Origin of the sequence: Dryocola boscaweniae, from assembly GCF_025215095.1 — a bacterium.
Taxonomy (GTDB): Bacteria; Pseudomonadota; Gammaproteobacteria; order Enterobacterales; family Enterobacteriaceae; genus Dryocola; species Dryocola boscaweniae.
On sequence record NZ_JALHAP010000081.1, the window covers coordinates 76,911 to 95,112 of the forward strand.

Here is an 18,202-nt window from a genome sequence, read left to right on the forward strand (position 1 = left end):
ACCCGCCCTACGTAGGGTGGATAAGCGAAGCGTCATCCACCGGGCTTTCCCTCTCCCTATGGGGAGAGGGCTCGGGTGAGGGTCGTTATAGCAAACGATCTTTCACCCCAGCCCTCTCGGGTGATTCAAATTTAAGAAGGTGACAGACATGAAAGCATTACATTTTGGCGCAGGTAATATCGGACGTGGCTTTATCGGCAAACTGCTGGCGGACGCAGGCATTCAGCTTACGTTTGCCGATGTGAATCAGGTTGTGCTGGACGCACTTAATGCGCGCCACAGCTATCAGGTACACGTGGTTGGCGAGCAGGAGCAGGTCGATACCGTTTCCAACGTGAATGCCGTTAGCAGCATCGGCGACGAGGTTATCGACCTGATTGCCGAAGTGGATCTGGTCACCACCGCCGTCGGGCCAGTCGTGCTGGAACGTATCGCGCCATCCGTAGCGAAAGGCCTGGTGCTGCGCCGCGCAAACGGCAACGAAAAGCCGCTTAATATCATCGCCTGTGAAAATATGGTGCGCGGCACCTCGCAGTTAAAAGCGCACGTATTGAAAGCGCTGCCGGAAGACGACCAGGCGTGGGTTGAAGAGCACGTTGGCTTTGTGGATTCCGCCGTTGACCGCATCGTGCCGCCGTCAGCATCCGCAACCAACGACCCGCTGGAAGTCACCGTTGAAACCTTCAGCGAATGGATTGTTGATAAAACCCAGTTTAAAGGCGAGCTGCCGAACATTGCCGGCATGGAGCTGACGGATAATCTGATGGCGTTTGTCGAACGTAAACTCTTCACGCTGAATACCGGGCATGCTATAACCGCCTACCTCGGCCAACTGGCCGGTCACCAGACCATTCGCGATGCGATTCTGGATGAAAAAATCCGCGCCGTGGTGAAAGGGGCGATGGATGAGAGCGGCGCGGTGCTGATCAAACGTTACGGCTTTGATGCCGATAAGCACGCGGCCTACATCCAGAAAATCCTCGGCCGTTTTGAAAACCCGTATCTGAAAGACGATGTGGAGCGCGTTGGCCGTCAGCCGCTGCGTAAATTAAGCGCGGGCGACCGCCTGATTAAGCCGCTGCTCGGTACGCTCGAATACGATTTGCCGCACGCAAACTTAGTTGAAGGGATTGCTGCTGCCATGCATTACCGCAGCGAGCAGGATCCGCAGGCTCAGGAACTGGTTGCATTACTGACCCAAACGGGTCCGCAGGCAACGCTTGCGCAGGTTTCTGGCCTTGATGCAAACAGCGACGTGGTCGCTCAAGCGGTGAAAGCTTATAACGCAAAAGCGTAATGGAGAACGGACGCGGTTATGCCGCGTCCAACACTAAATTTCAGTGATGCAGGCAAAGATGGAAGAAACACAGGCCTTTGAAAACCGAGTGCTTGAGCGTCTGAATGCCGGCAAAACCGTCAGAAGCCTGCTAATTGCCGCCGTTGAGCTTCTCACCGAAGCGGTAAATATCCTGGTGCTTCAGGTATTCCGTAAAGACGATTATGCGGTGAAATATGCCGTTGAGCCCTTGCTGGACGGGGATGGCCCGCTGGGCGATCTCTCGGTGCGCATGAAGCTTATCTACGGGCTTGGCGTTTTGAATCGCGCCGAATACGAAGATTGCGAATTGCTGATGGCGCTGCGCGAAGAGCTTAACCACGACGGCAACGAATACAATTTTACCGATGACGAAATCCTCGGGCCCTTTGGCGAACTGCACTGCGTTGCGGCTTTTCCGCCTGCGCCAACAATTGTCGACGGCGGCGATCCTGAGCTGCAGGCCATGCAGAGGCAGCGCTACCAGCAAATCGTCCGTTCAACGATGGTGCTTTCCCTGACCGAGCTGATCTCCAGGATCAGCCTAAAAAAAGCCTTCCAGAAATAGTCTCATCCACAGACCCTTTTCGCCCTCTTCCACCGAATGGTGTATCCTTGCCGCAAAGCACTTTATTCACGGTTAATTAAAAATGAAAGAAATCGAAAAAGCAGAAATTAAACGTCTTAGCGATCGTCTGGACGCCATCCGCCATGAAATGCCCGAACTGCATCTGATCAACGAAGCGGAAAAATACGCCGAGCTGGAAAAAGAGAAAGCGAAGCTTGAGATTGAAATTGCCCGTCTGCAGGCGGTACGCAACCAGAAGCTGAGCAAAGAAGCGCAAAAGCTGATGGCGCTGCCGTACAAACGGCCTATCACTAAAAAAGAACAGGCGGACATGGGCAAGCTGAAGAAAGCCGTGCGTGGCCTGGTTATCGTGCATCCAATGACGGCGTTAGGCCGCGAAATGGATCTCGAAGAGATGACCGGTTTTTCTAAGACTGAGTTTTAATTCCCTTCCCCCTTGTGCCTTCTGGTCCACCCGGCCTGATTAGATTAAAATAGGTATGAATCGAACGATTCATACCTGATTAAACGATCTGAGGGCGCAGCTATGCTTAGTTTTACAGCCAATCAGGCTAAAACCCAGTTTGGGGAAATGATCGCTAAAGCCCAGCGTGAGCCGGTGAGCATTACCAAAAACGGCAAACCTTCCGTTGTCGTGATGTCTGTTGATGATTACAACGAACTCGAAGCGTTAAAGTTACAGCTCCTGCGCGACAGGCTCGCTCATTCCATCGCTCAGGCCCAGGCTGGTCAATTGCATGAGGGTGAAGCGGTTTTTGACGAGTTAATGAAGGATCTTTAATGGCTCGCTTCAAACTGACGGAAGATGCGCGGGAGGATTTGCGCGAAATAAAGGGATTTTCTCAGAAGCGGTTTGGCGCACTTGTGGCTCGGGAGTATCTGGCTGGTATGCGAGTCACCCTGCAACATCTGGCTGCCATGCCAGGCATAGGTACAGATGAGACGGCAGAGTTACTTGCTGGCGTATGGAGTTTTCCCTATATGAGCCACACGATTTACTACCAACCCGTTGCGGAAGGGATATCTGTTATCGGCATTATTCACCAGAGCAGAATGCCTGGGCTGTTACTGAAGCGTGAACGGTAAAGGTTGAGCCAGCAGGCTTCCCCGCTGGCTCAAACACCTACTTCAATACCTGTGGGTTCACGCAGTTCTCTTTCACGTCGCCCGTTAGCGCGGCAATCAGATTATCTACCGCGCAGGCGGCCATGTTGTAACGCGTTTCGTGCGTGGCGGAGCCGATGTGCGGCAGGGCGACGACGTTTGGCATCTCCAGCAGCGGGGAGTCGACCGGCAGCGGCTCCTGCTCGAACACGTCAAGGCCGGCGGCATGAATGGTGCCCGCCTGCAGCGCCTGAATCAGGGCTTTTTCGTCAATCACCGGACCGCGTCCTGCGTTAATCAGAATGGCCGATGGCTTCATTTTGGCTAGCTGTTCTGCGCCAATCATATGGTGCGTCTCTTCGGTCAGCGGCAGGGAAATACAAACAAAGTCTGATTCCGCAAGCAGCGTATCCAGGTCGCAATAGCGCGCATCGAAACGCTCTTCCGCTTCTTTGTGATGACGGCGAGCGTTATACAGAATCGGCATGCTAAAGCCGAAGTGCGCGCGCTGCGCCAGCGCAAGACCGATGCGGCCCATACCCAGAATACCCAGCGTTTTGTGGTGCACGTCAATGCCGAACCAGTCCGGGCCGATGCTGCCTTTCCACTCGCCCGCTTTGACTCGCTCGGCCCCTTCTACCGCGCGACGAGCGGTTGCCAGCACCAGCGTCATCATGGTGTCCGCGACGGTTTCAGTCAGTACCGTAGGCGTATGCATCAGCGCGATGCCGCGGGCGGTCAGCGCATCAACATCAAAGTTATCGTAGCCGACAGAAACGGTCGAAGCGGCGCGCAGCTTTGGCGCATGCTCTAACAACGCTTCATCGACCTTCTCGCTGGAACCTAAAATCCCTTGCGCATTAGCGAAAGCTTCGGCGTTCTGTTTTACGGTTTCCGGGCTTAAATCGCTTAGCTGAGTGACGTTGAAATGGCTTTCAAGGCGGGTGAGCAGGTCGTCAGGTAACTTTTTATAGAGGATGACGGACGGCTTCATGATGTTCTCCGTAATTGAATTAAGCACTACCGGGCGGCGTGCGTACCGCCCGGTCAAAAGTCATGCGTGGCGGACACCCACCGGCATTTGTTGATTTGTTGCCGGTTTCACTATCAGAGTTAGCCACACTGAGGCGATCAGCGCCACCCCCATAAAAATGTAGGACGCGGAAGGGCTGCCGGTTGCCCCGTTCAGGTAACCCACAAACCAGGAGCCGACAAACGAACCCAGCGCGCCCATGCTGTTAATCAACGCCATGGCGCCGCCGGCCACGTTTCTTGGCAGCATCTCCGGAATGATGGCGAAGAAGGGACCATATGGCGCGTACATAGCCGCTCCGGCAATCACCAGCAGAGTATAAGAAACCCAGAAGTGATCGGCGCCAACCAGCCAGGAGCCGAGGAAAGCCAGCGCGCCAATCAGCAGCAGCGGCCAGACGAACAGCTTACGATTCTGCATTTTGTCAGAGGCCCAGGAAACGGCGATCATCGCGATGGTTGCCGCCAGGTAAGGCACTGACGAGAGCCAGCCCACTTCCACCATGCCCATGCCGGCTGCGCCTGCGCCGCGGATTATCGACGGCAGCCACAGCACGAAACCGTACACGCCGATGCTCCAGCAGAAATATTGCATACACAGCAGCACTACGTTGCGGGAGCGGAACGCTTCGCCGTAGTTACGCACGGCTTTAATGCCTTCCTGTTCTTTTTGCAGTTGCGCCTGCAACGCGGCCTTCTCAGCATCGGAAAGCCAGCCAACCTGCGTTGGTTTATCTTTTACCAGCACCCACCAGGCAAACGCCCAGATAACCGCCGGAATACCTTCGAAGATAAACATTTCACGCCAGCCGAACGCCTGAATCAGGTAGCCGGAAACCACCGACATCCACAGAACCGTGACCGGGTTGCCGAGAATGAGGAAAGTATTGGCGCGTGAGCGTTCGGATTTGGTGAACCAGTTACTGATGTAAATCAGCATCGCGGGCATTACCGCCGCTTCCACCACGCCCAGCACGAAGCGAATGGCCGCCAGCGCTGGAATGTTGCTGACCATGCCGGTCAGAGATGCGCAGCCGCCCCATAAAATCAGGCAGACGAAGATAAGCTTACGCACGCTGCGACGTTCGGCGTACATGGCGCCGGGGATCTGGAAGAAGAAGTAACCGAGGAAGAACAGGGCGCCCAGCAGGGACGAAATGCCTTTGGTGATGCCGAGGTCATCATTAATACCGGCGGCGGATGCAAAACTAAAGTTGGCGCGGTCGAGGTAGGCCAGGCTGTACGTGATAAACACGATAGGCATGATATACCACCAACGTTTTGGCGCGATTGTATTGGTTTTCATAAGGCTTGCCTCTATGTTGAGGAGAGTCGCATCGGGCCGGATGTAGGGTACAGCCGATGCCGTTTTCGTTTATTCGCCCAGCGCAGCTCGGGTTGGCAACCCTTCGCTGTCACCGATGACCTGTATCGCCAGCGAGCCGATTTTGTTACCGCGGCTGACGGCATGTTGTAAGGATTTCCCTTCCAGCAGGGCGCTTATCACCCCGACCGCAAAGCCATCTCCGGCGCCCACGGTATCAACCACGTTCTCCACTTTTACGGCGGCTACCGCGCCTTTTTCGCCCTCAGCGGTTTTATACCAGGCTCCGTCAGCGCCGGTTTTCAGCACCACGGTTTTAACGCCCTGATTGAGATAAAAATCGGCAATGCCTTCCGGGGTTTTTTGGCCGGTGAGGATAAGACCTTCTTTCACGCCGGGCAGAACCCAGTCTGCCTGGAAAGCCAGTTGGTTGAGCTGCTTTATCATTTCGGCTTCGCTTTTCCACAGCACCGGGCGCAGGTTCGGATCAAAGGAAATTGTTTTTCCTTTTTCCTTCATAGCCTTAGCCGTGTGGTTAAGCAGTTCGAGGGAAGAATCAGAGAGCGCTGCCGCAACGCCGCTTAAGTGCAGATGGCGCGCGCTGAAAAAGTAATCCTCGCTGAAGTCTTCCACGGAGAGGTGACTTGCTGCCGAACCTTTACGGAAATATTCCACGATGGGATCGGTTCCATCTTCAACTTTGGATTTGAGCTGAAAACCCGTTGCGTAGCGTTCATCCGTGGTGACGCCACGGCTGTCGATTTGCTCTTTCGCGAGCTGTTGCAGGACGTAGCGGCCAAAAGAATCGTTGCCCACGCGGCTCACCCAGCCTACCTTCAGCCCAAGGCGCGCAAGGCCGGTTGCGACGTTCAGCTCAGCGCCCGCCACGCGTTTTACAAACTGTTCGGCCGCGGCTAAATCACCGGTTTCGGTGGCCACAAACATTGCCATCGCTTCACCGATGGTGATGACATCCAACTGATTAGTCATCGCTTACTCCTCGCGTAACAGATTAACGTAATGGCGGGTGACGGCGGTCAGATCGCGGCCTTCAAGCGGAAACTCTATGCCGCGTGGCGCATCGCCTGGCAGACTGTTAAGCAGTTCCAGCCAGCGCGGTTCGGCGTCGTCCAGCGCAACAGCACGGTAGTGATAATGATGTGGGATGGCTGCTTTAACGTGGATGTAGCTGACGTTTGCTGCCAGCACGCGCGCTGCGGCTTCGGGTGAATCGTCGACCCACAACCAGTTCGCCATATCAAAGGTTAGCGTCACCGGTAGATTCAGCACGTTGCAGGCGGCCTGGAAGCGCTGCATGGGCGCGAGTTTTCCACTGGCGGTCTGATCGTTTTCCACCACCAGCGCGACGTCACTTTGCGCCAGCCACTGCTGTAATAATGGAAACTGCTGGCTGCTGCGGAATTCGCCGAGGGAAAGCTTCAGCCAGCTCGCATTAAGCTGGTGGGCTTCGAGCAACAGCGAAGGAATCAGCGGATTGAGTTTGCCGTCTTCAGCGAAAAGCGGTTCAGGCGCGGAATAACAGGCCTGCAGCTTGTGATCTGCAATTTGCCGCGCCAGTTCCGGCAGGGAATCCAGTTGCGTATTGCTAAGGAGTTCGCGGCGGATTTCTACGCCGTCTGCCCCTGCGTTGGCGATAATCGGCAACAGCGCCTGCTGGCCGCCAAGTGCGGCGATGCGGTCATGCCCGTAAGCGGCGGTGACGACAATAATTTTTCGCGGCATGAAAAGCTCCATCACGGTAATAGCTAAATAAGATAACTATTACGCTAGATGGAACCGGTTCCAAAGAGAAGCCAGGCATGCTGAATTTATGATCGCTATCACGAAGATAATTTTTAACGGGCGGTGGACCCACGCACGATTAATTCACCGGAAAAGACCTGCTCATGCACGCTTTCAGCGGCGCCTTCAATACGCTTCACCACCTGTTCAAGCGCGGCATAGCCTATCTGCCAGGTCGGCTGTTTCAGAGTGGTGATGCCCACGCCTGCAAGCTCGGCCCATTCGAGTTCATCGAAGCCCAGCAGGCCAATATCGCTGCCCCAGTGCAGGCCGATGCGGCGCATGGCGCGGGCAACCTGCAGAGTAAGCGCGCCATTTGCGGAAATTACCGCTTTGCGCATTCCGCGAAAGCGTGTGTGAAACTGGCGCAGCGTGTTATCCATCAGCTCCGTTTCGTGCAGGGGGATCTCGGCGTTTTCCGCCACGATGCCGGGATAACGATCGATAGTGTTACGAAACGCGCGCAGGCGTTCGCGGCGGGTATTCACCATGCCGAGCGGTTCACTCAGGAACAGAATCGCTTCAAAGCCTTGCTCGATAAGATGCACGGTTGCGGTAGTGGCGGCCTGAATATTGTCCAGCCCCACCACGTCACAGGCGAAATCGGGGATTTTACGGTCGATAAGCACCATCGGCAGCGCCGACTGTTGCAGACGGTTCAGTCCTTCCTCGCGCATCCCTACGGCGTTCACCACAATCCCTTCAACCTGGTAGCTGCGCAGTAAATCAAGGTAATGCAGCTCCTGATCCACTTCGTTGTTGGTATTGCAGACCAGCGGCGTAAAGCCTTTTTCCCGGCACGCGGCTTCGATGCCGCTCAGCACGTCGACGGAATAGGGATTGGTAATGTCGGCAATGATCAGGCCAATCAAACGCGTGCGGCCACGCTTCAGGCCACGCGCCATCTGGCTGGGGCGATAATCAAGGTCGGCAATGGCCGTTTCGATACGAATGCGCAGGTCGTCGGACAGCAGATTTTGCTCGCCGTTAAGATAGCGGGAAACGCTGGTTTTACCGGTTTTCGCCGCTTTTGCGACGTCGCTTATCGTAGGGCGCGCAACCTTGCCGTTCATGTCCGTCTCCTGGAGGGGGTAACTTTCTGGAGAGTAACATAAATTTTGTTGGCTGTTGGTGGATGGCGCTAACGCTTATCCACCCTACGGAGTGGGATGCGTAGGGCGGATAAGTGCAGCGTCATCCGCTATAGCGTTTAAGACAGAGGGCTTAACGTAATCTCTACGCGGCGGTTCTGCGCTTTGCCTTCGGCGGTGCTGTTGCTGGCGATTGGATTCGCCGGGCCCACGCCTGTGGTACGCACGCGGCTGGCGTCCACGCCCTGGGTTATTAGCGCGCTGCCTACGCCGTCCGCGCGCTGCTGGGAGAGCTTCATGTTCAGCTCATTGCTGCCGGTGCTGTCCGTGTAGCCCACGATGTTAACCGCGGTTTTTGGATACTCTTTCAGCACCATTGCCACGCCGGTTAGCGTATTGGCGCCTGCGGGTTTAAGCGTTGCGCTGCTGCTGTCGAAGGTGACGTTGTTCGGCATGTTCAGCACGATGTTATCGCCATTTCGCGTCACGCTTACGCCTGTTCCCTGCATTTTATCGCGCAGTTTCGCTTCCTGCACATCCATGTAATAACCCACGCCGCCGCCCAGAGCCGCACCGGCCGCCGCGCCAATCAGAGCGCCTTTGCCGCGATCTTTTTTTGATGAGGAGAGCGCGCCTACGCCTGCGCCCACCAGCGAGCCAATTCCGGCGCCGACGCCGGATTTACCTGCTTCTCTTTCGCCGGTGTAGGGGTTGGTCGTACAGCCAGAAACTGCTAACGTGCCGCAAACCAGGGCGGCAATCATCACGCGATTTTTCATCTCATTTCCTTTGCGAATTATATTTTTGTGCCGCACACAACTGCGGCGATTGATTATGCCGGGTGAATGTGTAGAAAATTCCACAGAGTCGTCTGAATTTGTAAACAATATTGAGTGGCCGCAGGCCGCCATCTGCAAACACCGGAGCCCCATTTGGCTAAGACATTCTCAACAAATAAAAAAGTGTTAACCGCCGCCCACTGGGGGCCGATGGTGGTTGAGACTGATGGCGAGCGCGTGCTCACATCCTATGGCGCGCTGAATACAGGGCACGAAAACACACTCCAGCAGGCCGTGCCGGATCAGGTGCACAGCAAAGCGCGAGTGCAGTTTCCTGCGGCGCGAAAAGGTTTCCTGGCATCGCCGGATGCGCCGCAGGGCGTGCGCGGCGAGGATGAATATGTGCGCATCAGTTGGGACGAAGCCCTGAAGCTGATTCATCAGCAGCATCGGCGTATTCGCAACGCTTACGGCGCCGCGTCGATTTTTGCGGGTTCCTATGGCTGGCGTTCTAACGGCGTGCTGCACAAGGCCGCCACGCTGCTGCAGCGCTATATGAGCCTCGCCGGCGGTTACACCGGCCATCTGGGGGATTATTCCACCGGCGCGGCGCAGGTGATCATGCCTTATGTCGTGGGCTCCAACGAAGTTTATCAGCAGCAAACCAGTTGGCCTTTGGTGCTTGAGCACAGCGATGTTGTGGTGCTGTGGAGCGCCAACCCGCTGAACACATTGAAGATCGCCTGGAACGCCAGCGACGAGCAGGGCGTGAAGTATTTCGAGCAGCTAAAAAACAGCGGTAAAACGGTGATCGCCATCGATCCGATGCGATCGGAGACGGTGGATTTCTTCGGCGATCGCGCCCAGTGGATCGCCCCGTATATGGGTACCGATGTGGCTTTGATGCTCGGTATCGCCCATACGCTCGCCAGGCATGGCTGGCACGATACGGAATTCCTGGCCCGCTGCACTTACGGCTACGACAAATTTGCCGCCTATCTGAAGGGCGAAACCGATGGTCAGCCGAAAAATGCCGAATGGGCGGCGAAGATTTGCGGCGTGCCGGTGCAAACTATCGAATATCTGGCGCAGCTATTTAGCAGCAACCGCACCATGCTGATGTCGGGCTGGGGAATGCAGCGCCAGCAGTACGGCGAGCAGAAACACTGGATGCTGGTGACGCTGGCAGCCATGCTCGGGCAGATTGGCACGCCGGGCGGCGGATTTGGTCTTTCATACCATTTCGCCAACGGCGGTAACCCTACGCGGCGTGCGGCGGTACTCGGCTCGCTGCAAGGGTCAGTGGCTGGCGGGACGGACGCGGTTGAAAAAATCCCCGTTGCCCGCATCGTTGAAGCGCTGGAAAACCCAGGCGGCATGTATCAGCACAACGGGATGGAGAAAACCTTCCCGGATATCCGCATGCTGTGGTGGGCGGGCGGCGGCAACTTTACCCATCATCAGGATACTAACCGCCTGATTAAGGCGTGGCAGAAACCGGAGCTGGTGGTGATTTCGGAATGCTTCTGGACGGCGGCGGCGAAACACGCGGATATCGTACTGCCGATTACTACCTCGTTTGAACGCAACGATATGACCATGACCGGCGATTACAGCAACCAGCATCTGGTGCCGATGAAGCAGGTCGTTGCCCCGCGCGGCGAAGCGCGTAATGATTTTGACGTCTTTGCCGAATTGAGCGAATTATGGGAGCAGGGCGGCAAAGCGCGTTTCACCGAAGCGAAAAGCGAGCTGCAGTGGCTGGAAACCTTCTACGAAATTGCTCGCAGCCGTGGGGCGGCTCAGCAGGTTACGCTGCCGGAATTTAGCGATTTCTGGGAAGCTAACCAGCTTATAGAAATGCCGGAAAGCGAGAAAAATAACGATTTTGTGCGCTTTAGCGATTTCCGCCAGCACCCGCAGGAAAATCCGCTAAAAACGCCGAGCGGAAAAATTGAAATTTACTCAGAGCGAATCGCCGCTTTTGGTTATGAAGACTGCCCGCCGCACCCGACCTGGCTTGCGCCTGACGAATGGCAGGGCAACGCGGAAAAAAATCAGCTCCAACTGCTTTCGGCTCATCCGGCCCACCGGTTGCACAGCCAGCTCAACTATTCGGCATTGCGTGATAAATATGCCGTTGCCGGGCGGGAACCGCTGACGCTGCATCCTCAGGACGCCGCCGCGCGCGGCATAAGCGATGGCGATCTGGTGCGCGTCTGGAATCACCGTGGGCAGGTGCTGGTGGGAGCGATGGTGACGGAAGGCATTAAGCCTGGCGTGGTGTGCATTCACGAAGGGGCATGGCCAGATTTGGACGGCGAGAAACTGTGTAAGAATGGCGCGGTGAATGTGCTGACGCTGGATATTCCTACGTCACGCCTGGCAAACGCCTGCGCGGCCAATTCCTCGCTGGTATGGGCTGAAAAATATAACGGCCCGGCGCCAAAGGTTACGGCGTTTGATCCGCCCGCCAGCTCATAATCCAGGTTGGGTGGCGCGTTTCTTCCTGCCAGGCGCTTTCTTCGATACGAAAGCCCTGATGGTGGTAGAAATGCACCGCCCGCTGGTTTTTCTGATAAACCTCAAGACTCAGTTCCGGGAAGCGAGCCTGCGCATGTTTTATCAGCGCGCTGCCAATGCCTTTGCCTGAAAAAGTATCGGCGACAAACAGCGCGCCGATAAAGCGTTGGTCCAGGATGCTGATAAAGCCAACGATTTTTTCTTGCTCCACGTAAACCCAGGTGCGCGACTGCGGAATGTAGACGTTGCGCACAATCGATTCGCTTTCCTGCCAGTAACTTTTGGCGATAAACGGGTGGGCATCAATGGTGCTGGCAAGCCACAGCGCAATCAGCGCATCCATCTCACCGGGAAGCAGGCGACGAATCATTTGATATTGTCGGGATGGCAAAAACAGCCGGTAACATGGTCATTAACCAGCCCGCAAGCCTGCATAAACGAATAGCAAATTGTGGAGCCGACAAATTTAAAACCGCGTTTTTTCAGGGCCTTAGACAGCGCGTCTGAAGCCGGTGTCGTGGTGGCTATCTCGGTGAGCGTGGCGGCGGTGGTCACCTGGGGTTCGTTGTTCACAAATGACCAGACAAATTCCGGAAACTTTTCGCCGTTCGCCTCCATCGCCAGATAAGCTTTGGCGTTATTGATAATGGCCTCGATTTTACCGCGATGGCGAATAATGCCTGCATCTAGCACCAGCACATCAACATCTTCCGGCTGGAGCAACGCCACGGCCTGCGGGTCAAAATCTTTAAAGCAGCGACGATAGTTTTCGCGCTTTTTCAGCACGGTTATCCAGGAAAGGCCAGCCTGTTGCCCTTCAAGGCAGATCATCTCAAAAAGTTTTTTCCCCTCCGTGACCGGGACACCCCACTCCTTATCGTGATATTCGAGATAAAGCGGGTCCTGAGTAACCCATCCGCAACGCTGCATAAGACTGTTCCCTCTGATGAAATATTTACGAGCTAACTTGACGTGCCAGATAAAGAGACAATAGTTAATTCAGGGTTTTCCACAAGCCCGACAAAAACACAAAAAGCATCGCCGGATTTGGCTCTTCTCTGGAGTCGTTTTGATGATAAAAAATTCTATACGCAGTGGTCGCCGTGTCACGTTTATCACGGCGCTGGCCTCGTGGTGCCTGCTCCATGCCACACATGCATTTGCATGGCAGCAAGAATATATTGCAGAAGAATCAACGGGCGATGCCCAGGACCGTTATACCTGGGATAGCGACCGCGCGCCAAGCTATAACGAGATCCTTGCTGAACGCATTCGCTCATCCACGGTTGTGCAAAGCCAGCAGGGGCTGAACTATTCTGCCGGAAATGATAGCACCAGCCGTGATAATTCGCGGCTCGGCATCGGCTGGACTTTCCCCGTATTGGGAAACATTACTACCGGCCCAACCGCGGAATATAGCTGGGACGGCAGCTCAACGGGCATCTATAACGAATATGGCGACAGCGTGGTGGCTTCGCGCTTTAACGACCAGCTCTGGCATGCCAGCGTTTCCAGCGTGGGCTGGCGGCTGGATTCGTCCGTGGGATATATTCGCCCGTGGGCGCAGGTAAGCTACAACCACCAGTACGGCGATAATATCTGGAAAGCGCAGGCCGGCTCGCGCACCTTTGCTGCAAGCGTCCAGGACATCAGTTGGATGGATGTCACCGTCGGCGCGGATATGCCTATCGGCAAAAATGTGGCGGCGTTCGCTTCTATGTCGCAGGCCGAGGGCGTTTCTACTGGCGAAGCTTATATATATAACCTGGGCGTGAGCGCGCGCTTTTGATAATGGTTCAGCCTCTGGCGGCGAGTGTAAGATCGATCCCACAGGCTGCGGCATAGCGCTTAAGCGTCTGCCACGTTGCTTTCGTTATATGGCGCTCAAGGCGGCTTATCGCGGGAGGTGTTATGCCCATTCTTTTTGCGACTTCCGCACGCGTTAAACCTGCGCTTTCCCTCCACTGCGTTAATTGCTCAAGCAGGGCGATTTCTTCGCTCATTTCGTCATAGGCGGCCAGGGCTTCGGGTGTATCCAGCAGACGTTTAATGACGGTTTCATGCTTAATGGGGATAACTTTAGCCATGGGTCATTTCCTCAAGACGTTTAATGGCGAGCCTGATTTCATGAGCAGGCGTTTTTTCATCTTTCTTAATAAATGTTCTGAGTATCCAGATTGTTTTTCCTCTTTGATAAATAAATATTGTCCGCGCGATATTCGTGCCATCTTCCCTTTTAGAACTGGAGGGAGCATTTCCAACTCTTTTACTCCTGCCGGATGATAGGCCAGTTCGAACATAACTCACTTACCTGTCGTTGTTAATATTAACTTATAAGTTAATATCTGCGTCTATTCTAAAAGCACAGCAGGCGATCATGAGATAAAGAGTGCTCTAACTGAGATACCTCTGCCGGTACAGGTCGTTAGAACTGGAAAACGCCGCGAAAATTTTTTGAAGAGAAAGGAATGACGATAGGTTTAGTTAGCGTTCGCTAACTTCTTTAATTGAAGAAACGGAGCGCCATTACGTTGATTTCTGTCGATCTCCTTTACAATTGTGTTAACCCCGTCACAGTATGATTTAACATTTTATATACAGCAATGACGCGCCTTGTAATGATAGTGGTTACTCACAAACTCGTGTGCTGATGTCGTGTTCAGGTCGTTCATTCCCGCTCAGAGGCATTTCATTCCGTCTTCAACGCACTTCATGCCTTTTTCTCCTGGAATAAAATGCGCTTCGTTATCTTAAGCGGCAGATAACTTCCCTTAGATTTGCAGGACATCTGCCATGAACGCTGCTCAATACAACCGCACTCGTTGGTTAACCCTTATCGGGACGATTATTACCCAGTTCGCTCTGGGTTCCGTTTATACCTGGAGCCTGTTTAACAGCGCCTTATCCGAAAAGCTCAACGAACCCATCAGCCAGGTGGCGTTCTCCTTCGGTTTATTAAGCCTGGGCCTTGCCATCTCTTCTTCCGTTGCCGGTAAATTGCAGGAACGCTTTGGGGTTCGTAAGGTAACGATGGCGGCGGGCGTGCTGTTGGGCGTCGGCTTCTTCCTGACGGCCCATTCAAATAATTTAATGATGCTGTGGCTAAGCGCGGGCGTGCTGGTTGGGCTTGCGGACGGCGCGGGCTACCTGTTAACGCTTTCTAACTGCGTAAAATGGTTCCCGGAGCGCAAAGGGCTGATTTCCGCTTTTGCGATTGGCTCTTATGGCCTGGGCAGCCTTGGGTTCAAATATATTGATACCCACCTACTTGCAACCTACGGCCTGGAAAATACGTTTATGATCTGGGGCGCGCTGGCGACGGTGATGATTTTATTCGGCGCGTCGCTGATGAAAGATGCGCCGGTACACGAAGCGCAAGTCGTTAATGGCGTGACCGAGAAAGATTACACGCTGGCAGAATCTATGCGTAAACCGCAGTACTGGATGCTGGCGGTAATGTTCCTGACTGCCTGCATGAGCGGCCTGTATGTGATCGGCGTAGCGAAAGATATTGCCCAGGGCATGGTGCACTTAACCGCGGAATCTGCGGCGAACGCCGTCACGGTGATAGCGATCGCTAACCTGAGCGGTCGCCTCGTGCTCGGCATCCTGTCCGATAAAATCGCTCGTATCCGGGTAATTACGCTCGGCCAGGTCATTTCCCTGATTGGTATGGCGGCCCTGCTGTTCGCTCCGCTTAACGAAGCAACATTCTTTGCGGCGATTGCCTGCGTGGCCTTTAACTTCGGCGGCACCATCACCGTTTACCCCTCTCTGGTAAGTGAGTTCTTTGGCCTGAACAATCTGACTAAAAACTACGGCGTGATTTATCTGGGGTTCGGCATCGGCAGCATCTGTGGTTCGATTATCGCCTCGCTGTTTGGCGGCTTCTATGTGACCTTCTGCGTGATCTTCGCTTTGTTGATTTTGTCTCTGGCGCTTTCCACAACGATTCGCCAGCCGGCGCGTGCAGCTATGCAGCATGAACACGCTCACGCCTGATAGCGCGCTATTATTTTCGTAAACCATGCCGCCGGAACGTTATACGGCGGCATCATTAATTGTGAAATTCCCCGTTCGATAATGCCGTGCGCCTGCTTTTTTAAGCTCGCGTCGCCTCGCTCTAAGCCTGCCAGTTGTAACTTCTTTTCGATTAAATAAACTCGCGCAAAATGCGGGTCGTAACGCAAAATTTCACGAGTATTATCAATAATATCCGCAAGCTTAATGGTTTGTGCGTCCGGACAGGCCTGAGCGGTATGCAGAAAATGGGCGCGTTTGCGATGGGCGCGATTGATGCCGGGAAGCTGCTCTGGATTGGTTAGCATCGCCACCAGGGCGGCCACTTCAGGGCCGAAACGCTCTTCAATATCAATAATGGTTGTGCCGGTGTCTTCCACCGTGTCGTGCAGCCAGGCGGCGGCCAGCACCTCTTCTTTGCAACAGACGCTGCGCACCAGTTCCACGACGGCCGCAGGATGGACGATATAGGGTTCATTGGTATATTTGCGGCGTTGCTCGCAGGCGGCGTGTGCCCTGGTGGCATAACGACGGGCGCGCTCTTCTAAGGATTGCATGATGTACCCTCCGCATGCCGTTTGCCCGGCCGGGGCTTATATTGTTAATGCAAAGTGTTTGTACAAGAATAACCGTGTAAATCCCGGACTAATAAATCGTATTGATTCATGCTTTATTGTGTAAATATCACGCTTGCTCACTCTTTTTGTCGATACTTTTTTCACTCGCTGTGCTCTACTAGCCCGCGCCATTGCTATAACTCATGGCCTGAGAATCATCCTGATTCCCTTGCAACGCTTTCTTTCTCAGAACTCCCTCAAAGTTTAAAGGTCTGAGTAACGTTTTATACGTCTTCTTATTTTGCGCCAGGACACCCTGAATGAATTACATTAAATCGATGACCCAGCAGAAATTATGCTTTCTGTTAGCGGTATACATCGGCCTGTTCTTAAACATCTCGGTTTTTTATCACCGTTTTGATGGATTAGCGCATGACTTCAACGCATGGAAAGCGTTTGCCGCTGTGGCGGAAGTGTGCGCCACAGTGCTGGTCACTTTCTTCTTACTGCGTGTGCTTTCGCTGTTTGGACGTTTAGTCTGGCGAATCCTCACCACCTTTATTGTGCTGTGCTCCGTGGGCGCCAGCTATTATATGACCTTCCTCAATGTGGTCATTGGCTATGGCATTATCGCTTCGGTAATGACCACGGATATCGATCTGTCGAAAGAAATCGTCGGCTATCATTTCGTTTTATGGATGGTGCTGGTTAGCGCCATTCCGCTGTTTCTTATCTGGAGCAATACCTGCCGCTACACGCTTCTTAAGCAGTTGCAAACCCGCGGGCATCGCGTGAAGAGCGTGGCGATTGTTCTGCTCGCAGGCCTGATGGTTTGGGCGCCGCTGCGCTATCTCGATAAGCAGCAAAACCGTAACGAAAAACGCTCAACGGTAGATATGCCAAGCTATGGCGGCGTGGTGGCGAACTCCTACCTGCCATCAAACTGGATTTCCGCGCTTGGCCTGTTCGCCTGGGCACAGGCGGATGAGTCGAACGATAACAGCTCGCTGATGAACCCGGTGAAGAAATTCACCTATGTGGCGCCAAAAGACATTGATGATACCTATATGGTGTTCATCATCGGTGAAACCACGCGCTGGGATCACATGGGCATTCTGGGCTATGACCGCGACACCACGCCGAAGCTTGCCCAGGAGAAAAACCTGGTCGCTTTCCGTGGCGAGTCGTGCGATACCGCAACCAAGCTTTCGCTGCGCTGCATGTTTGTGCGTGAAGGCGGGGCGGAAGATAACCCGCAGCGTACCCTGAAAGAGCAGAACGTTTTTGCCGTTCTCAAGCAGCTTGGCTTCTCCTCAAGCCTGTACGCAATGCAAAGTGAAGTCTGGTTCTACGGCAACACCATGGCGGACAACTTCTCCTATCGCGAGCAGATTGCCGCTGAGCCGCGTAACAGCGGGAAACAGGTTGATGACATGCTGCTGGTCGAAGAGATGAAACGTTCTATCGATGAGCATCCGAAGGGCAAACATCTGGTGGTTCTGCACACCAAAGGCTCGCATTTCTCCTATGTGCAACGTTATCCGCGCAGCTTTGCGAAATGGACGCCGGAGTGCGTAAGCATTGATAAAGAGTGCAGCAAAGAGCAGTTAATTAACGCCTTTGATAACTCCGTGCTGTATACGGACACGGTTATCGCGGACATCATCAATAAGCTGCGTGATAAGCGTGCGATTATCTTTTATGCCTCGGATCACGGTGAATCAATCAGTGAGCACAAACACCTGCACGGTACGCCACGTGATATGGCTCCGCCAGAGCAGTTCCGCGTGCCGCTGCTGGTCTGGGCGTCTGATAAATACCTTGAAGACCCGGATCGCGCCCGTTCTTTCGAACATATGAAAGAGCAGGCGGCTATGAAAGTACCGCATCGTCACGTGGAACTGTACGACACCATTATGGGTTGTCTCGGTTATACCTCGCCAAACGGCGGGATTAACGAGAACAATAACTGGTGCCACGTTCCGCAGAAGGCCGCGCAGTAACATTTGCGATACAAGCGCTTGCTTTTAAGCCAAACGATTTGAATTTTTAAGTTAAGGGATTG

19 protein-coding genes and 1 pseudogene are annotated in these 18,202 nt (G+C 54.2%); 9 read left to right on the forward strand and 11 right to left on the reverse strand.

The features are described 5' to 3' along the window. Positions 1–148 precede the first annotated feature (148 nt). From mtlD to MUA00_RS16070, 5 genes are all read left to right on the forward strand, one after another. Complete coding sequence (gene mtlD / locus MUA00_RS16050; protein ID WP_271124031.1) at positions 149–1,297, forward strand: mannitol-1-phosphate 5-dehydrogenase; 1,149 nt, start codon at positions 149–151, stop codon at positions 1,295–1,297. 46 nt (positions 1,298–1,343) lie between these two features. Continuing rightward, on the forward strand, positions 1,344–1,883 hold the full coding sequence (mtlR, locus tag MUA00_RS16055; RefSeq protein ID WP_271124252.1) for a mannitol operon repressor MtlR: 540 nt from the start codon (positions 1,344–1,346) through the stop codon (positions 1,881–1,883). Between the two features lie 82 nt (positions 1,884–1,965). Then, positions 1,966–2,328, forward strand: coding sequence for a YibL family ribosome-associated protein (locus MUA00_RS16060; RefSeq protein WP_271124032.1), 363 nt, complete (start codon positions 1,966–1,968; stop codon positions 2,326–2,328). Positions 2,329–2,430: 102 nt separating this feature from the next. Next, entirely contained in the window at positions 2,431–2,685 is a 255-nt protein-coding gene (locus MUA00_RS16065) for a type II toxin-antitoxin system Phd/YefM family antitoxin (RefSeq protein ID WP_271124033.1), read from the forward strand. After that, the gene (locus MUA00_RS16070; protein ID WP_271124034.1) at positions 2,685–2,990 is read left to right on the forward strand and encodes a type II toxin-antitoxin system RelE/ParE family toxin; all 306 of its coding nucleotides are present in this window, start codon (positions 2,685–2,687) and stop codon (positions 2,988–2,990) included. The genes MUA00_RS16065 and MUA00_RS16070 overlap by 1 nt, the downstream gene beginning before the upstream one ends. A 37-nt stretch (positions 2,991–3,027) precedes the next feature. Here MUA00_RS16070 and ghrB read toward each other — a convergent pair whose 3' ends face one another. The 6 genes from ghrB to MUA00_RS16100 form a co-directional block, all read right to left on the reverse strand. Then, a complete protein-coding gene (ghrB, locus tag MUA00_RS16075; RefSeq protein ID WP_271124035.1) occupies positions 3,028–4,002 on the reverse strand; it encodes a glyoxylate/hydroxypyruvate reductase GhrB in 975 nt (324 codons plus the stop codon). Positions 4,003–4,062: 60 nt separating this feature from the next. Further along, positions 4,063–5,346: an MFS transporter gene (locus tag MUA00_RS16080; RefSeq protein WP_271124036.1), complete on the reverse strand. Its 1,284-nt coding sequence runs from the start codon at positions 5,344–5,346 to the stop codon at positions 4,063–4,065. Positions 5,347–5,415: 69 nt separating this feature from the next. Beyond that, entirely contained in the window at positions 5,416–6,354 is a 939-nt protein-coding gene (locus MUA00_RS16085; protein WP_271124037.1) for a sugar kinase, read from the reverse strand. A 3-nt stretch (positions 6,355–6,357) separates the two neighbouring features. Beyond that, positions 6,358–7,107: a sugar phosphate isomerase/epimerase family protein gene (locus MUA00_RS16090; protein ID WP_271124038.1), complete on the reverse strand. Its 750-nt coding sequence runs from the start codon at positions 7,105–7,107 to the stop codon at positions 6,358–6,360. A gap of 113 nt (positions 7,108–7,220) precedes the next feature. Next, positions 7,221–8,240 (reverse strand): LacI family DNA-binding transcriptional regulator, encoded by a 1,020-nt coding sequence (locus MUA00_RS16095; RefSeq protein WP_271124039.1) that lies wholly within the window; start codon positions 8,238–8,240, stop codon positions 7,221–7,223. A 137-nt stretch (positions 8,241–8,377) separates the two neighbouring features. After that, positions 8,378–9,037: an OmpA family lipoprotein gene (locus tag MUA00_RS16100; RefSeq protein ID WP_271124040.1), complete on the reverse strand. Its 660-nt coding sequence runs from the start codon at positions 9,035–9,037 to the stop codon at positions 8,378–8,380. 153 nt (positions 9,038–9,190) lie between these two features. Here MUA00_RS16100 and MUA00_RS16105 point away from each other — a divergent pair, with 153 nt between their 5' ends. Continuing rightward, entirely contained in the window at positions 9,191–11,521 is a 2,331-nt protein-coding gene (locus MUA00_RS16105) for a molybdopterin guanine dinucleotide-containing S/N-oxide reductase (RefSeq protein WP_271124041.1), read from the forward strand. Here the strand turns inward: MUA00_RS16105 and MUA00_RS16110 are convergent. Both MUA00_RS16110 and tag read right to left on the reverse strand, forming a co-directional pair. Next, complete coding sequence (locus MUA00_RS16110; protein WP_271124042.1) at positions 11,490–11,930, reverse strand: N-acetyltransferase; 441 nt, start codon at positions 11,928–11,930, stop codon at positions 11,490–11,492. The genes MUA00_RS16105 and MUA00_RS16110 overlap by 32 nt on opposite strands. Then, the gene (gene tag / locus MUA00_RS16115; RefSeq protein ID WP_271124043.1) at positions 11,927–12,490 is read right to left on the reverse strand and encodes a DNA-3-methyladenine glycosylase I; all 564 of its coding nucleotides are present in this window, start codon (positions 12,488–12,490) and stop codon (positions 11,927–11,929) included. The genes MUA00_RS16110 and tag overlap by 4 nt, the downstream gene beginning before the upstream one ends. A gap of 142 nt (positions 12,491–12,632) precedes the next feature. Between tag and MUA00_RS16120 the strand changes: the two genes are divergently transcribed. Next, complete coding sequence (locus MUA00_RS16120; protein ID WP_271124044.1) at positions 12,633–13,349, forward strand: autotransporter domain-containing protein; 717 nt, start codon at positions 12,633–12,635, stop codon at positions 13,347–13,349. 7 nt (positions 13,350–13,356) lie between these two features. On the opposite strand, the gene MUA00_RS16125 is transcribed toward MUA00_RS16120, so the two are convergent. Both MUA00_RS16125 and MUA00_RS16130 read right to left on the reverse strand, forming a co-directional pair. Continuing rightward, positions 13,357–13,647, reverse strand: coding sequence for a helix-turn-helix domain-containing protein (locus tag MUA00_RS16125; protein WP_271124045.1), 291 nt, complete (start codon positions 13,645–13,647; stop codon positions 13,357–13,359). Then, a pseudogene (locus MUA00_RS16130) lies at positions 13,640–13,795 on the reverse strand (type II toxin-antitoxin system RelE/ParE family toxin); the annotation flags it as partial. The pseudogene MUA00_RS16130 and the gene MUA00_RS16125, both read right to left, overlap by 8 nt. 558 nt (positions 13,796–14,353) lie before the next feature. On the opposite strand from MUA00_RS16130, the gene MUA00_RS16135 reads away from it, so the two are divergent. Beyond that, entirely contained in the window at positions 14,354–15,562 is a 1,209-nt protein-coding gene (locus tag MUA00_RS16135) for an L-lactate MFS transporter (RefSeq protein ID WP_271124047.1), read from the forward strand. Here MUA00_RS16135 and MUA00_RS16140 read toward each other — a convergent pair. Then, complete coding sequence (locus MUA00_RS16140) at positions 15,553–16,140, reverse strand: HD domain-containing protein (RefSeq protein ID WP_271124253.1); 588 nt, start codon at positions 16,138–16,140, stop codon at positions 15,553–15,555. The two genes, MUA00_RS16135 and MUA00_RS16140, sit on opposite strands and share 10 nt — an antisense overlap. Before the next feature lie 317 nt (positions 16,141–16,457). On the opposite strand from MUA00_RS16140, the gene eptB reads away from it, so the two are divergent. Beyond that, the gene (eptB, locus tag MUA00_RS16145) at positions 16,458–18,140 is read left to right on the forward strand and encodes a kdo(2)-lipid A phosphoethanolamine 7''-transferase (RefSeq protein ID WP_271124048.1); all 1,683 of its coding nucleotides are present in this window, start codon (positions 16,458–16,460) and stop codon (positions 18,138–18,140) included. The last annotated feature ends 62 nt before the right edge of the window (positions 18,141–18,202 follow it).